At 71.5% G+C, this 13,208-nt stretch carries 10 protein-coding genes; 6 read left to right on the top strand and 4 right to left on the bottom strand.

Annotated features, from left to right (window positions below):
* Positions 1-6: 6 nt before the first annotated feature.
* A complete protein-coding gene (locus FH608_RS03520; protein ID WP_139628304.1) occupies positions 7-834 on the bottom strand; it encodes a class I SAM-dependent methyltransferase in 828 nt (275 codons plus the stop codon).
* Between the two features lie 71 nt (positions 835-905).
* On the opposite strand from FH608_RS03520, the gene FH608_RS03525 reads away from it, so the two are divergent.
* The 3 genes from FH608_RS03525 to FH608_RS03535 are packed head-to-tail and all read left to right on the top strand — an operon-like array spanning position 906 to position 4,060.
* Positions 906-1,967, top strand: coding sequence for an SPFH domain-containing protein (locus tag FH608_RS03525; protein WP_139628305.1), 1,062 nt, complete (start codon positions 906-908; stop codon positions 1,965-1,967).
* A gap of 50 nt (positions 1,968-2,017) precedes the next feature.
* Positions 2,018-3,094 carry a hypothetical protein gene (locus tag FH608_RS03530; RefSeq protein WP_139628306.1) on the top strand — a complete coding sequence of 359 codons (1,077 nt, stop codon included), beginning with the start codon at positions 2,018-2,020 and terminating at the stop codon, positions 3,092-3,094.
* Positions 3,095-3,103: 9 nt separating this feature from the next.
* Positions 3,104-4,060 (top strand): lysylphosphatidylglycerol synthase transmembrane domain-containing protein, encoded by a 957-nt coding sequence (locus tag FH608_RS03535; RefSeq protein ID WP_139628307.1) that lies wholly within the window; start codon positions 3,104-3,106, stop codon positions 4,058-4,060.
* On the opposite strand, the gene FH608_RS03540 is transcribed toward FH608_RS03535, so the two are convergent.
* From FH608_RS03540 to FH608_RS03550, 3 genes are all read right to left on the bottom strand, one after another.
* Positions 3,961-5,022, bottom strand: coding sequence for a glycosyltransferase family 4 protein (locus FH608_RS03540; RefSeq protein ID WP_139628308.1), 1,062 nt, complete (start codon positions 5,020-5,022; stop codon positions 3,961-3,963). The two genes, FH608_RS03535 and FH608_RS03540, sit on opposite strands and share 100 nt — an antisense overlap.
* A gap of 4 nt (positions 5,023-5,026) precedes the next feature.
* Positions 5,027-5,938 (bottom strand): glycosyltransferase family 2 protein, encoded by a 912-nt coding sequence (locus FH608_RS03545; RefSeq protein ID WP_139628987.1) that lies wholly within the window; start codon positions 5,936-5,938, stop codon positions 5,027-5,029.
* Positions 5,939-6,038: 100 nt separating this feature from the next.
* A complete protein-coding gene (locus FH608_RS03550; protein WP_139628309.1) occupies positions 6,039-8,129 on the bottom strand; it encodes a hypothetical protein in 2,091 nt (696 codons plus the stop codon).
* A gap of 356 nt (positions 8,130-8,485) precedes the next feature.
* Here FH608_RS03550 and FH608_RS03555 point away from each other — a divergent pair, with 356 nt between their 5' ends.
* The 3 genes from FH608_RS03555 to FH608_RS03565 all read left to right on the top strand — a co-directional run bounded on the left by FH608_RS03555 (position 8,486) and on the right by FH608_RS03565 (position 13,207).
* Positions 8,486-10,018: a hypothetical protein gene (locus FH608_RS03555; RefSeq protein WP_226898911.1), complete on the top strand. Its 1,533-nt coding sequence runs from the start codon at positions 8,486-8,488 to the stop codon at positions 10,016-10,018.
* A gap of 123 nt (positions 10,019-10,141) precedes the next feature.
* Entirely contained in the window at positions 10,142-11,788 is a 1,647-nt protein-coding gene (locus FH608_RS03560; RefSeq protein ID WP_139628310.1) for an LCP family protein, read from the top strand.
* A 174-nt stretch (positions 11,789-11,962) separates the two neighbouring features.
* Positions 11,963-13,207, top strand: a complete 1,245-nt coding sequence (locus FH608_RS03565) for an acyltransferase family protein (protein ID WP_139628311.1) — start codon at positions 11,963-11,965, stop codon at positions 13,205-13,207.
* Position 13,208 lies beyond the last annotated feature (1 nt).

Here is a 13,208-nt window from a genome sequence, read left to right on the forward strand (position 1 = left end):
GGGTGCTCACAGCGGGCGGACCCGCTCGGGCGGCTGCGGCAGCGCGGCGCCCGCCGGCCGCCGCGGCGTCTTGGTGGCCACCCACAGGTACGTCGGGACCAGCGGCAGCAGCAGCCTGAGCAGCTCGCGCGGCGTGCGGGCCAGCACGGCCTGCGCGACCCGCCCCAGCGCGCCGGGGAACAGCTCGCCCCCCGCGAACCGGCCGGGCGTGGCCAGCACGGGGAAGGTGTAGTCCCACACGTGGAAGGCCCGCAGCATCCTGCGCAGCCCGCGCCGCGTTCTGAACCGCTCGTAGTAGTTGTCGGCCCGCCCGAACGCCCGCACGTAGCGGTCGGCCAGCGCGGGCGGCAGGTAGGACAGGAACGGCAGCTTGTAGTGGGGCTCCATGACGCCGAGCCGGTTGCCCAGGCCGAGGTAGAGCACCCCGGTGTCGGACAGCACGCGGTGCATCTCGGCCACCACGGCGTCGGGGTCGACCACGTGCTCGTAGATGTGGTTGAACACCAGCACGTCGACCGACCCGTCGGGGAACGGCAGCGCCGTGCCGTCGCCGCAGACGAACGCCACCCGTTCGCCGAACCGGTCTGCCGCCCTGCGCAGCCCCGGCACGTCGATGTCGATGCCCAGCGTGTGCTTGGCCCCGGCCTGCGCGAGCTCGTCGGCGATGAACCCGGCGGAGCAGCCCACGTCGCCGACGGTCAGGCCGCCGAGCGGCCCGCGGAAGTGCTCGAGCACCGCGATGATCTTCGCAGCCTTCCGCCGCCGCTTGCCCTCGTCGAGCATGGCCGACTGGAACTCCGAGTATTCGAGCTGCGCGACCCGTTGCTTACCCACGAGGACCCACAGTACCCAAACGGGCTTTGGTACGGTGCCGACCTGGCAGGACCCACACGGACGGGGGCGAAGTGGCCATATTCGACAAGATCCGCGGAGAATTCATCGACATCGTCGAGTGGCTGGACGACAGCCGCGACACCCTCGTCTGGCGTTTTCCCCGGTACGACAACGAGATCAAGATGGGCGCGCAGCTCGTCGTGCGCGAGTCGCAGGTGGCCGTCTTCGTCAACGAGGGGCAGATCGCCGACGCGTTCGCGCCGGGGACGTACACGCTGGAGACCAGGAACCTGCCGGTGCTGTCCACGTTGCAGGGCTGGAAGTACGGCTTCGAGTCGCCGTTCAAGGCCGAGGTGTACTTCGTCAGCACCCGCCAGTTCGCCGACTTCAAATGGGGCACCCAGAACCCGGTCATCGTGCGCGACCCGGAGTTCGGGCCGGTGCGGCTGCGGGCGTTCGGCGCGTACGCGGTCAGGGTGACCGACGCCCGCGCGCTGCTGCGCGAGCTGGCCGGCACGGACCCGCGGTTCCGTACCGAGGAGGTGGAGGGCTACCTGCGGCAGCTGGTCGTGGGCAGGCTCGCCCCCGCGCTCGCCTCCGCCGGGATCCCGGTGCTCGACCTGGCCGCCCGGCAGCACGAGATGGGGCGGCGGCTGGCGGAGGCGCTGACGGCCGACCTGGCGGGGGTGGGCCTCGCCATCCCGACCTTCACCATCGAGAACATCTCCCTGCCGCCCGAGGTGGAGCGGGCGATGGACAAGCGGTCCCAGATGGGGATCGTCGGGGACCTCGGGGACTACGCCCGCTTCCAGGCGGCTGAGGCGCTGGAGAACGCGGGCGGGGCGGCCGACGGCATGGGCCTGGGCATGGGGATCGCCGCCGGGCGGCAGATGGCCGCCGCCCTGAGCCAGGACGCGGGCGGGCCGCCGCCGCTGCCCCAGGAGGAGCGGTGGTACCTGGGAGTGGACGGCGAGCGGCGCGGCCCGTTCGACGAGGCCGGGCTGCCCGCCGCCGGGCTCGCCCCTGACGTGCTGGTGTGGAGGTCGGGGATGGCGGGGTGGGTGCCGGCCCGCGACGTGCCCGAGCTCCGGCCGCTCCTGCGCGACACGCCTCCCCCGCTCCCGCCCTCCTGATCTCCTGCGACGGCCTCCGCGCCGCTCCCGCCCTCCCGAGAGGATGTTTCGTGACCTCCCCCACGCAGTCGCCGGCCCATCCGTGCGCGGGCTGCGGCGCGGGCGTGGCGTTCGCGCCCGGCACCACCGCCCTGCGCTGCCCGTACTGCGGGCTGGAGCAGCCGATCGCGCCGCCCGCCCGCCAGGTCCGCGAGCACTCGTACGAGGCGTTCCTCGCCAAGCCCCGCGTCAGGACCGTCGCCCCGCACCGGTTCACGTGCCCCGGCTGCTCGGCCCGCACCGAGAGCGACGCGATCTCGAAGACGTGCCAGTTCTGCGGCACCGCCCTGGTCGCTGACACGGCCGACGACGACCAGGTCGCCCCCGAGGCCGTGCTGCCCTTCGTCCTCGACCGCGGCGGCGCGAGGAAGGCGCTGCGCTCGTGGGTGCGGACCCGCTGGTTCGCCCCCAACCGTCTCAAGAAGGTCACCGAGGCGGAGTCGATGAAGAGCACGTACCTGCCGCACTGGACGTTCGACGCGGCCACGGTCTCCGACTACGTCGGCCAGCGCGGCGAGCACTACTGGATCACCACGTCCTACACCGACTCCAACGGCAGGCGGCGCACCCGCAGGGAGCGGCGCACCCGCTGGTACCCGGCCGGCGGCCGGGTGGCGCGCGACTTCGACGACGTGCTGGTCGCCGCCACCACTCACGTCGACGGCGACGACCTGGGCAAGCTGGAGCCCTGGCCGCTGAAGGAGGCGGTGCCGTTCCAGCCGGGGTACGTGGCCGGGCACCACAGCCTGCGCTACGACACGGAGCCGGAGGCCGGCCTTCAGCAGGCCAAGGGCGTCATGCGGGGCGTCATCGAGGGCGACTGCCGCCGGGACATCGGCGGTGACGTGCAGCGCGTCTTCTCCGTCGACACGAGTTACTCGGGCGTCACGTTCAAGCTGCTCCTGCTGCCGGTCTGGGTCGGCACCTACCTGTTCGGCGGCAGGTCGTACCAGGTGCTCATCAACGGCGTGGGCGGGGAGGTGCAGGGCGACCGGCCGTACAGCGCGGTCAAGATCGCGCTGGCGGTGCTCGCCGCCCTGGCGGTCGTCGCGGGCGTCGTCTGGCTTTACCTGGCGAACCACGCGTAACCTGAGCCAATGCTCCGCCGCCTGCTGCGTGTCGTCCTGGCCCTGGTCGCGCTCGGTTTCCTCGGCTACGGGCTGGCGAAGAACTGGCACGAGACCACGAGCGCGGTGGCGGCGATGTCGCCGTGGGCGCTGCTCGGGGCGTTCGGCTCGGTGCTGCTCGGCCAGTTCTTCATGCTGGTGGCCTGGCGGGCGATCCTGGCGGGGCTGGGCACGCGGGTGCCGCTGCGGATCGCGGGGCGGATCATGTTCGTGGGCCAGCTCGGGAAGTACATCCCGGGCGCGGTGTGGGCGTACGCGGCGATGATGGACCTCGGGCGCGACCACGGCAGCCCGCCGCGGCGGACGTTCGCGACGATCTCGCTGGGCCTGGTGATCAACATCGGGGTCGCGATCCTGATCGCCGCCGCCACGCTGAGCCGGCTGGAGGCGGTCCGCCAGGCGTGGTACCTGATCCTGCTCGTGCCGGTGATCGCCGTGTGCCTCCACCCCAAGGTGCTCACCTGGGGTCTCAACCTGGCATTGCGCGTCGCGCGCAAGGAGCCGCTGGAGAGCGTGCTGCCCGGCCGCACGGTGGTCGTCGCGGTCGCGTGGACGGCGCTCGGCTGGCTTGTGTACGGCGTGCACATCTGGCTGCTCGCCGGTCAGGCCGGCTACACCGTCTCGACCGGCGCGTACGCGTTCGCGTGGGCCACCGGCATCCTCACCGTCGTGGTGCCCGCCGGCGTCGGCATCAGGGAGGGCGCCCTCGTGCTCGTGCTCGGCCCGATCGTCGGCACCCCGGCGGCGCTCGCGGTGGCGATCGTGTCGCGGCTGGCGTTCACGCTGGCCGACGCGGCGGCCGCGGGCATCTCGTTCGTGCTCGGCCGTCAGGCGGCCAGCAGCGCCCCCGTGTACGCCGACCAGAACGGCTCGGGGTCGACCGCCTTGACACCCGACCGCAACCTCTCCGGCTCGCCGGAGGCGTAGAACCGCTCGATCGCGCGGCGCAGCGCCCCGGCGTCGCCCGGCTCGACCAGCAGCCCGTCGACGCCGTCGGTGACGTGGTCGGCGAGCGCGCCGACGCGGGTGGCGATCACCGGCACGCCGTGCTCGTGGCCGAGCCAGACGTTCTGGCTGGCGGTCGCGGTGCGGTAGGGGAGCACGAGCGCGTCGGCCCCGGCGAACAGCTCCGGCACGTCCCCGGCTGCGACGTAGCCGGGGCGCAGCTCGACCCGGTCGCCGATGCCCAGCTCGGCGATCAGCGCCCTGGTCTCGTCGAGCCCGCCCCAGAACTCCCCCGCCACCGTCAGCCCGATCCCGTCCGGGAGGGCCTTCAGCAGCAGGTCAAGCCCCTTGTACGGGCGCACGATGCCGAAGAACAGCAGCCGCCGGTGCACCTCGGACGACGTGCCCGCGTGCGTGGAGGGCAGGTGCGGGGGCAGGGCGGCCACGCCGACCGGCTTCGCCGTCAGGCCTCTCGCCAGTCCCTCCTGCTGCTCGGAGTGCGTCAGCACGCCGTCGACCCGCTTGAGCAGCGCCTTCATGAGCGGCCGGTCGTACGGCTTGCGCTCGTGGGGCAGCACGTTGTGGCAGAGCGCGACGGTCCTGGCCCTGCCGCCGATCCCGTACAGGATGCCCAGGTAGGCGGGGACCTGCACCGGGCTCAGCACGGCCAGCACCACGAGGTCGGCCGACCGCAGCCGCCGGCCGGCGGAGACCCACCCGTCGGGCCGCCGCCAGTCGAGCCTGCGCTCGGTGCGGGGGAAGGGGGTGCCCTCGGGAGCGGAGATCGTCTGCTGCCCCGGGTAGAGGAACGACGGGTACTGGGCCCGCCAGGACTCGATCACCACGTCGTGCCCCCGGGCCGCGAGCCGGTGCGCCAGCTCGGTGGTGTGCTGCGCCCCGCCCCCCTTGTACGGATAGGTCGGGCCGACGATCGCGATCCGCACGCGCCTACTCTCCCCGCGAGCGCACGATCAGGTCGGCCAGCAGCGCCACGGCCCCGATCAGCAGCCCGGACAGGAAGATCATCAGGGTGTTGATCGGGAAGTAGAACGGGTGCTTGACCATGTCCCACGCCACGCCCTTGACGAACCCGATGCCCACCAGCCACAGCGCGGGCGGCATGAGCACCTTGAGCGGGTTGAAGTACATGATCATCCGCAGCACCTGCAGGATGTAGCGGTAGGCGTCCGACACGAAGCTGAACTTCGACTTGCCGGCCCGCTTGGCGTAGTCGATCGGCAGGTAGTAGATGTCGTGCTGGTTGGACAGGAACGACAGCGTGATCGTCGTCACGCACGAGAACCCGGGGGGCAGCAGCCGCAGGTAGGGCTTGGCCACGGTCCTGCGGAAGGCGCGCAGCCCGGAGTTGAGGTCGGGGATCTTCTGGCCGGCCAGCTTCTCGGCCACCTTGCGGATCACCCACTTGGCCGGGACGCGCAGATACTTGTGCGAGCCCTCCTCGCTGGTGCGCGCGCCGACCACCTGGTCGATCGCCGGATCCTTCTCCAGGATCTGCACCAGCTCGGGGATGCGGTCGTTGGGGTAGGTCATGTCGGCGTCGGTCCAGACGACGATCTCGCCCCTGGCCTCCTGCGTGCCGATGCGCCGCACCGTGCCGGCGCCGCCGTTGCGGTGGAAGGCGCGCACGCGCAGGTGAGGATATTGCGGCGCGGCCTCCTCCAGCCTGGCCAGAGTCTCGTCGGTCGAGCAGTCGTCCACCGCCACGAGCTCATAGGTGTAGCCGCTGGAGTCCATGGCCCTGGTGATGCGCTCGACCTCGTCGATGACGTGGTCCTGCTCGTTGTAGCAGGGCAGGACGATGGTGACGTACGGCGCTTCATCCACGGCAGGTCCACTCATGGGGGTCTCAAGCGTGCTCACGGGCCTTGAGGTTACTCTGCCCAACTCAAAGCGGTGTCCACATGGGCACAGCGGGAGTACCTACTTCCAAGATCCTGGGTCACGGAAGGGCCATCCAGGCGTTGATCCGCAGGGACCAGGTGCCGTCGGGCGCGTCCACGAGCGCGCGCTCGTCCTGGCGGGTGACCAGCCGCATCACCTGGGTCGCCGGCCCGTACAGCGAGACCTGGTCCTCCTCGGCGCCCAGCACCACGGGGACGCGGCCGGCGGCGCGCACGCGGCCGATCAGGTGGCGCACCTTCTCCGCCGGGGCGATGTCCCAGCCCTCCGCCCTGGCCACCTGCGCGGCGGGCAGGCCGCACATGCCGCGCAGCACCTGGGTGAACCGGTCGCCGGTGACCCGCTCCACGATCAGCACCGACCCGTTGCGCGGGAGCTTCGCGCACATCGCCGCCACCGCCGCGCCCTCACCCCGCTCGACCGGGGTGAACGCGGTGCCGATCGAGACGACGGCCGGCGGGGCGAGCACCACCAGCACCGCCAGCGCCATCCCCCAGCGCCGCACGGACGGCCTGCGCAACCACGCCGCGCCGCGCCCTCCGGAGACGTCGCGCAGCCGGGCCTGCCCGCGTAGCCAGGCCAGCGCGTACGAGGCCAGCAGGATCAGCCCCGGGATCACGACGGGGACCAGGCGGCGCGCGGCCCACGGATGGTCGGGAGTGATCTCCGGCCGCACCAGCGTGGTGACCGTGGTCCAGCCGACGACCGCGAGCGGCAGCAGCCACTCGAACGGCCGGCCGTTCCGCAACAGCCCGCGCACCAGCACCACCGCCGCCACCGTGGCCAGCACGACCACGGGCAGGCCGACGTACCAGATCACCCAGTGCAGGGAGTTCTCGAAGTAGAGCCGCTCGCCGTCGATGGGCAGGCCGTTGACCTCCTGGGTCTGCGCGATCATCGTGGCGGTGCGCTGGTCGTCCGGCGTCGTGGGGTGGCGGGTCACGGTCTGCAGCCACGGCCGCGCGTACAGGCCCACCATGATCAGCACCACCAGCCCGGCGCCCGCCGCCGGGGCCCACGCGGGCAGGCGGATCCTGGTGACCAGGGGGGCGGCGGCCGTGCCGGCCGCGGTGAGCGCCAGGACGGCGGCGCAGATGAGCAGCAGCGGGTCGAGCGAGCTCGACAGGTAGGTCAGGTAGGGGCGGGAGAGGACGTACGCGGCCAGCATCCCGAGGCCGGCGCCGACGACGAGCCCGGCCAGCAGCGGCAGCCCCAGGGCGCCCTGCGGCCTGGCGAAGCGCCGCATCGCGATCAGCAGCCCGGCGAACGCCAGCACGGGCAGCACGTCGCGCAGCCCGTCGACCCTGACCAGCACGGCCAGCCCGAACACCAGCCCGGCCAGCAACCCCCGGCCCCAGCCCAGCCCGCCGCGCAGGTGGCCGCCGAGGGCGAGCCCCGCACGCGCCGGCACGCCGGGCTGGGAGAGCGCGTCGTGCGTCAGCGCCAGCCCTCCGAACAGCAGGATCAACGACGGGATCTCGCTGAACGTGGTCCGCGAGGTGTAGAGGATCGGCAGGCTCACCGCGAACACGGCCGACGCCGGCACCGCCCAGCGCGCCCCCGCCAGCCGCGCCACCACGCCGCCCACCGTGAGCACCGCCAGCGCGCCCAGCACGCCCGGCACCGCGAACGGCACCCCCAGCCAGTCGCCCGCCGCGAACAGCAGCGGCGGCCCCGGCATGAACTGCGGCACCAGCCCGCCGTCCACCTGGTAGAAGCCCACGCTCTTGAAGACCAGCGCGGGGTCGGCGCCGCCGAACGCCTCGACCTGCGCCGGGATGGGCAGGGAGCCGTGGCCCGCGAGCCAGGCCGCGTACTGCGCGTACGTCGCGGGATCGCGCCTGACGATGATCTGCTCGCTGTGCATCACCACGTTGAACACGCCGGACGCCACGGCCACCGCCACGACGCCCGCGACCTGCCGCGGCGTGGCCTCGATCGCCTTGCCCAGCCGCCGCGTGCCCGCCCAGCACAGCAGGGCGGCGACAGGCAGCCCGAGCAGCACGGCGGGCAGCGGCGCGAACCGGCCGAGCAGCAGCAGCGGCAGCCCCGCCAGCAGCCAGCCGGCCACGGCCAGCGCGGGCGCCACCGAGAGCGCGGCGAGCAGCCGTCCTGATCGATCGAGTCCCATCGATCACCGAGCGTATCCAACCCTGGCGGCCACTTCGACGAGCCCGCCTCCGCGCGCCGCCGATGTCACGGTCCGCCGCCGTCACGGCCACGCCCACCCTGATCGGAGCCACCCGGCATCCACCACGCCGCCTCCCGACCGCAGCTCGCCGGCCTGCCACACCACCGTGGGCCACCGGCTGCGGCAAGTGGCGGGTGTGGAGTGAGTGCCGTGGCAGGTGGCGGGGACGGTGGCCGGGCGCCGTGACGAGCAGGCCACTGGAGAAGGGCGCCGGCGGCCGTCACCCGTCACGGGCGTGCCGGAATCGCGGGTAGCGTACGGACCACCGCGGGCAGCGGGCCACGCACCTTCGCGAGGTGCCTGGAAGGAGAGAGCGGGAGGGCGTGCGGGTGATGTCGGAGGCCGGCGAGCCCGCGAGGACGGGACGCGGCAGGCGCCGGGCCCCCCGCCGCCTCGGCGCCCGCGTCGCGGACCCGGCCTGGTGGCGGCGGCACCGGTGGTTCCTGGTGGTCCTCGCCCTGGGCACGGCGCTGCGCGCGCTGGCGATGCTGGGTTACCGCCCGGCCCTGTGGTTCCCCGACACCTACACCTACGTCGTCACCGTCTTCAAGCCGCGCCCCGACCTGGTCAGGCCGGCCGGCTACTCGATGTTCCTCAAGCTGCTGGAGCCGTTCCACGGCTTCGGCATGGTCGCCGCCGGGCAGCACCTGCTCGGCCTGGCCGCCGGCGTGCTGGTCTACCGGGTCGCGAGGCGGGCGCCGAGGTGGGCGGCGACGCTGGCCACGGTGCCCGTGCTGCTGGACGCGTACCAGGTCGAGCTGGAGCACCTGCTGGTCTCCGACACGCTGTTCATGTTCCTGGTCGTGGCGGCGGTGGCGCTGGGCAGGGCGGAGCGGAGGGGCGCGGTGGTCGCCGTCGGCCTGCTGCTGGCGGCGGCCACCCTCACGAGGACCGTGGGCCAGCCGCTCATCGTGCTGTTCGCCGCGTGGTTCGTGCTGCGCAGGCGCGTGGGCCTGGCCGGGGTGCTGCTCGCGGCGGCGCTCGTGCCGGTGGTCGCGTACGGGGCCTGGTTCTACGCCACCTACCAGCGGGTGGGCCTGGTGGGGGCGAACGGCGCGTTCCTGTACGCGCGCACCATGTCGTTCGCCGACTGCGCACGGATGGACCCGCCGCCCGACCTGAAGGTCCTGTGCGACCCGCGCCCGCCGGAGCGGCGGCCGCCGTCGCAGGAGTACATCTGGGCGAAGGACTCGCCCCTCGTGAAGCTGCCCGGCATCACGTTCACGAAGGAGAACGACGACCTGGCGAGCAGGTTCGCGGCGCTGGCGATCACCAGGCAGCCGCTCGACTACGCCGCGTCGGTGCTGGCCGAGCTGGGCCGGACGTTCACCTGGAGCCGCCCGGTCTATCCCGACCCGGAGATCTACGGCTACTACGAGTTCCCGGTTACGGAGCCGGGGCCACCTGGCCGCTATCCCGCACGGGTCGGCGCAGAGTATGCCAAGCTCTACGAGCAGGGTGCGATCGGCACGAAGATCGTCGAGCCCTACGCCGGATGGCTGAGGGCCTACCAGAGCATGGCGCGGCTGCCCGGCCCGGTGCTCCTGGGGGTCCTGCTGCTTCCTCCGGTGGCGGCCGTCGCGCGCAGGCGCCGTGGCAGGCGTCCCGCCGGCGCTCCGGCCTGGCTTGTGCCCTGGTCAGCGGCCATCGTGCTGCTGGCCACACCGGCCGCGGCTGCGGAGTTCGACTACCGGTACGTGCTGCCGGCCGTACCTCTGGCCTGTCTGGCTGCGGCCCTGAGCATCGGGCCAAACGTGCTAAGACAGTCCGGAAGCAACCGGAGGGCGAAAGAGTTTGGCGATGATATTCCACCCAATGTCCGGCTCTGAGTATGCTTTCCCGCGGAAACGCCCGGGTCAAAACGGTCATGGCATTCCGTACGTGACCTCGTCTCGTGGCGCGAGGCGACGGACGCCAGCGCGTCAGGCGCGAGAAGTGAGGCTAGGGGACGAATGACCGACTACAGGGGCGCGCCGGTAGTCAACTCCGGGCAGGGCTATCGGGCTGCCCCCACCCAGCCCGGCAGCAGGATGGCACGCAGAGCGGCCGCCGCGGCCGCTCCCCCGCCCCCTCCCGACGACCGCCCGCCGCGCAGTCACCGCGGTGGCGGCCACAACGGGAGCGGCGGCCACAACAAGATGCGCATCCTGGCCTATGTCAGCATCGGCCTCACCACGGTCATGGTCGCGGGCGCGCTGACCGGCTACGTCGTCTACCGCGACGCGTTCGGCAACATCAAGCAGAAGAGCGTCAAGAACGACATCATCAACCCGCGGCCCCCTGATACCGGCGCGCTCAACGTGCTGCTCGTGGGCTCCGACACCCGCGCGGGCGCGGGCAACGCCAAATACGGCCAGGAGCTGGCCAGGCAGGCCGACGCGGGCGGCAAGCGCACCGACACGATCATCCTCCTGCACCTGTCGCCCGACCGCGACAAGGCGCGTCTGATCAGCTTCCCGCGCGACTCGATGGTGCAGATCCCCAAGTGCAGGAACGAGACCACCAAGCAGGAGATGCCACCGCGCCGTGACATGATCAACTCGGCGTACAACGCCGGCGGCATCGCCTGCACGATCTCCACGCTGGAGACGCTCACCGGCATCCGGATCAACCACTTCGTCGAGGTCGACTTCAGCGGCTTCAAGAACATCGTGGACGCGCTCGGCGGCATCGAGATCTGCCTGAAGTCCGGCGTCAACGACAAGAACTCCAAGCTGGTCCTGCCGCCCGGCAAGAGCCTGCTCAACGGCGAGAAGGCCCTCGGGTACGTCCGCCTGCGCCACTACGGCGACGGCAGCGACATCCAGCGCATCAAGCGCCAGCAGATCTTCCTGAGCAAGGTCATCGCCAAGGCCACCAGCAGCGAGCTGCTCACCGACGTCGGCCAGCTCAGGAGCTTCATCTCGGCCGCGGCCGGGTCCGTCACCATGGACCCCGAGCTGGCCAACGACACCGAGCAGCTCATCGAGATCGCCCTGAGCGCCAAGCAACTGACGGCCGGCGGCGTCAAGCTCACCACGATCCCCTGGCTGCCCGACCCCGAGGACAAGAACCGCGTCGTCTGGAAGCAGCCCGACGCCAACGAGCTGTTCACCTCCATCAAGACCGACACCGAGCCCACCGCCTCGGAGCCGTCGGCCAGCGCCAGCTCCAAGCCGAAGGTCACGCGCAAGCCCGAGGATGTGAAGGTCCAGGTGCTGAACGGCACCCAGACCGTGGGCAAGGCCGGCGAGGTCGCCGACCTGCTCGCCAAGGAGGGCTACAACGTCGTCGGCGTGGGCAACTACGAGGCCGCGGGCGGGAGCCTGGCCAAGACGGAGATCCACTACGCCAAGACCAGCGAGGCGGCGCCCGACTACGCCGACACCCTCGCCAAGTCCGTCCTGCCCAAGCCCGCTTCGACGGCGGGCAAGGTCAAGGCGTCCAACCCGCAGGCGTACACCCCCGCCACCCCGCCCACGAAGGCCCCGGCCAAGGGCACCCCGGTGCTCCAGCTCCTCGTGGGAGAGGACTTCGACTCGGTCAAGGTGACCAAGCTGCCCGACAGCGTCACCAACAGCACCATCACCGCGTCGGAGCAGAAGAACGTCTGCACCTGACGCTCCAAGTTCGCTGTGGATACGGGCCTTCTCCCGCAGCCCGAAGGACAGGAGCCCCGGGGGGAGATAGTGTGTTGTGGGTCGGCGACGCAGCGCGACCCGGAGCCGCGAGGTTCCGGTGGACGCGCTGTCGTCGTGTTCCCCGGCCCCGAGCGAAGCTGAGCGACTCCCCCTGTGTCTGACACCAGATTCTCCCCACCGGTCACGCCTCCGCGAAGCCCAGAGGACGACGATGGCGGGCCTGCCCAGACGGGAGCCCGCTGGCCGCTCCCGGAGGAGGCGTTCTGGAGTGAGGCCACCGACCCGCACGGGGTCGCGCCGGGAGAGCTGACCGAGCCCCAGCCCGCGGTCAAGGCCGACGGTCCCGCCTCGGACGAGCGTCCCCAGCCGCGGCCGGCGCCCCAGCAGGAGGCCCAGCCGCCCAAGCGCAAGCGCGACCCGTTCCTCGACAACGTCAAGTTCCTGCTGATCGCGCTGGTGCCGATCGGTCACTCGCTGGTGCCGACGCTGGCGGCCGACTCCTCCAGGGCCACCTACATCTTCATCTACACGTTCCACATGCCGCTGTTCGTGCTGATCAGCGGCTACCTGTCGCGAAATTTCTGGAACTCCAACGCCAAGACCAACAAGCTGGTCGACACGTTCCTCATCCCCTACGTGATCGTCGAGGTCGGCTACGCCCTGCTCCGCGTCTCGGTGGGCCAGAAGTGGAGCCTGACGATCATCGATCCGGCCTGGCTCAACTGGTATCTGCTGGCGCTGCTGTTCTGGCGGCTGTCCACACCGGTGTGGAAGCGGATGAAGTTCCCCGTGCCGGTGGCGATCGCGATCTACCTGCTCTCCGGGTTCTCCCAGATCTCGGGTGACTTCAGCATGGACCGCTTCTTCGGTCTCATGCCGTTCTTCGTGATCGGCCTGGTGATGCAGCCCGAGCACTTCGAGATGCTCAACCGGCGCTGGATCAAGGTCCTGGGCGTCCTCACCATCATCGGGGCGGCGGGGGTGGCGATCTACATCGCGCCGCACGCCAAGGTCGCCCCGTTCTACTTCAAGGCCAGCTACCAGAACCTCCACCTGTCGTGGTACATGGGCCTCGGGCTGCGCACCGCGCTGCTGATCTGCTCGCTGGCCATGTGCTTCGCCATCCTCGCGCTGGTGCCCAGACGCGAGACGTGGTTCTCCGACCTCGGCACCCGCACCCTCTACTGCTACCTGCTGCACGGCATCCCGGTGCTGATCGCCAAGGAGATGGGCTGGCTCTCGTTCCCCTGGCTGTTCGGGCCGCTCGGGGTGCTGGCCATCGCGTCGACCTGTTTCGCGCTGGCCATCGTGCTGTGCCTGCCGGAGACCCGTACGATCTTCAAATGGGTGCTGGAGCCCCGGCTGACCTGGCTCTATCGCCGCCCCTCGCGAAGTTAAG

It is taken from the genome of Nonomuraea phyllanthi (assembly GCF_006334985.2).
Lineage (GTDB): Bacteria > Actinomycetota > Actinomycetes > Streptosporangiales > Streptosporangiaceae > Nonomuraea > Nonomuraea phyllanthi.